A 2,566-nucleotide genomic window follows, 5' to 3' on the forward strand; every position below is an offset into this window, starting at 1 on the left:
GATATATGAGTTTATTAATTCCATACCTTGAGTTAATCTAGTAAAATCCTCACTATCGATTTGTTTCTTAACATTCTCAGGAACATTAATTTGGAAAGTACCGTCGCTAAGGCGTTTGACGTATCTAGTCATTATTTTTTTAGCATTATTAATCCTCAAAGCTTGGGCCGTTTGTTCCTTAACTATTGCTTGTCGCTGAGCTTCTTGTCCATTTGATGCTGCAAATACTAATCCAACAGAAGTAAATAGGAAACTTAAGCATACTACAATCGAAATTATGGACTTTATACTTTTTTTTAACATTAATAAACCTCCATTCACAAATTTAATTATTTGAATATTTAGGCCAAATAACTTTACCTCAGACTACAATTTGATATTCTACACACCTCCTCGTGCTCCAGCTGGGCCATCCGCATCAATTACAGAAGATTATAGCTTGCCAGTTCCTCTGTGTGACTACCATATCAACGGAACATCTGACTCCAGTGGAAGTTGTTTCCAGCTACATTGTCTGAATCTCATCAGGGGTAGCTGTCGTAAATAAGGTTATCGTAGATTCACAACTTTGTCCCTGTTACTTCTGCCAGGATTGTCCCAATAAATTTACAACATTTTATTACATGCTTCGACGTCTAAGGATTTGGATTTTAGACTATTGGAACTACCAAGAACGAAGATGGGAGACTTAACAATTGCTAAATCCCCCATCTTCGTATTATTAATCCAATATTAATTACTTCGCAGATTGTTTTTCGAACAATTCTTACATTTGGTACTTACATTATCAATACAATATCTACTTATTAAAATATGTCCACTGTAAGACAGCTTCTAAACGTGTACTTACCTCTAATTTGAGAAGGATATTACTAACGTGAAAATTCGCTGTTCGAACTTTAATACCTAAAGCCGATGCGATCTCTTTGTTATGTAAACCTTTTGATATTAATTCTATTATTTCTTTTTCTCTCGGGGACAGTAGGTCCCTTGACGTTGTTTTAGACTCAACTGAAAAATGAACGTTATCACTATTATTTCCTGGTTGAAGGAAAGCCCCTATGCCTTGCGAATAATAGACACCACCCTCATAAACTCTTAATATTCCCTGGATCATCTCCTTTACCGAACAGTTTTTAAGCAAGAAACCATTGGCTCCTTTATTTCTAGATCTAGTAACGTAACCTTTTGGATCTTGCCCCGTCAGCATAAGAATCTTTATGTCGGGTTGAACCTTTTTTATTTTATCTATTATATCAATTCCGCAGATATCTGGGAGATTGATGTCTAACACCACAACGTCAGGAACAGTTTTTTTAATTAAGCCTATACATTCCATTCCGTCTTTGGCAATTCCTACTGTCAAAATACGTGATTCAACACGTAATAATGAGACAGTTCCTTCTGCAAAAAGCGCATGGTCATCAACAATTAAGACTTTTACTCTTTCTAATTTCTCAGAACTAATGGGCATTTTTATGCCCTCCTTTGTAGAAACTTTGACTTTTTAAGGTAACTGCTTTTGTATCTCTTAATCTCTTAATTTTTTTATCTTATTGGTATAATTGCTTTGAGCATTGTGCCCCAACCGATTGCCGAACTAATTTGAAGATTACCACCCAGATTTTCCATTCTTTCTTTCATTCCGACTATTCCGAGATGAACACCCATAAACGACCATTCATCAATCTTGCTAATATCGAAACCTCTACCCAAATCTCTAACAGTCAGTTCAATTCTAGCTTCACTCATCTCAATGTGGATCTTCAACTTGCTAGATCCCGAATGTTTCACGGCATTTGATATCCCTTCCTGTAAAAAACGATACGCCGCTATTTCTACCTCTTCATTAAAACGTTCTTCTCGACTAATACCCGCTGTCTCTAGTGAAATTAGCAACAGCTCATTGAGCATTATGTCCTCGCACATTAATTCAATAGCGGAGAGCAATCCTAAATCACTTAAAGAAAGGGGGCGTAATTCATTGCATATTAAACGGAGTTCAATGCTCAAGTCCTCAACTAGCTCCTGCATATGCGAAAAAGCCTTTAATGTTTTCTCATCGGTCGAGCCTTCTTCAACAAGGCTCTTCAGTCGGCGGTCCAAATCCAGTCCCATTTGTAAGGGCCCATCGTGAATCTCGCGTGCTATTATTTTTTTCTCTTTCTCAAAGCTTCTAAACAAAGAAGTTGTAATACCCTGAAGCCCTTGATTCCTTCGTTGCGAGTCCAGAGATCTTTGAGCTAAGTTCTTGATTTCTTTCGACAGTTCCTTGATAACAAACGAAGTTATTAGACGTTGAGCCAATTGACTCGTAATAAAGGTTATAAATGGTAGTTCATCCACCTGAACTTTGACGTGGGAATAACGGTGTCCTAAAAATATCGCACAAATAAATTCATTAGAAACAAAGGGAATATATATCTCGGCTGGTAGATCATCTGGGAGTATTTTTGCTTCTAAATTAATCCTTTTATCAGCCTGAAAAAATTCTTCTAGTTCGACTTGTTCACTTGGTTTCTCCAAGAAACTCCCTGTAGCATACTCTAGATATCCTCCTTTATCG

At 36.9% G+C, this 2,566-nt stretch carries 3 protein-coding genes; all 3 read right to left on the reverse strand.

What is annotated here, in order from left to right; all coding sequences use genetic code 11:
- On the reverse strand, nucleotides 1-303 hold a 303-nt coding region (locus DOT_RS06900), incomplete at its 3' end, for a hypothetical protein (RefSeq protein ID WP_009616282.1).
- 496 nt (nucleotides 304-799) lie between these two features.
- Nucleotides 800-1,474, reverse strand: a complete 675-nt coding sequence (locus DOT_RS06905) for a response regulator transcription factor (RefSeq protein WP_009616284.1) — start codon at nucleotides 1,472-1,474, stop codon at nucleotides 800-802.
- Between the two features lie 74 nt (nucleotides 1,475-1,548).
- Nucleotides 1,549-2,566 (reverse strand): ATP-binding protein (locus tag DOT_RS06910; RefSeq protein ID WP_040411477.1); only part of this gene is annotated, 1,018 nt, incomplete at its 5' end.

This window comes from Desulfosporosinus sp. OT, from assembly GCF_000224515.1.
In the GTDB taxonomy this organism is placed as follows: Bacteria; Bacillota; Desulfitobacteriia; order Desulfitobacteriales; family Desulfitobacteriaceae; genus Desulfosporosinus.

Bases quoted from the DNA above. Each gene is read 5' to 3' on its own strand.
- DOT_RS06905 (WP_009616284.1), bottom strand. From the start codon at position 1,474: ATGCCCATTAGTTCTGAGAAATTAGAAAGAGTAAAAGTCTTAATTGTT.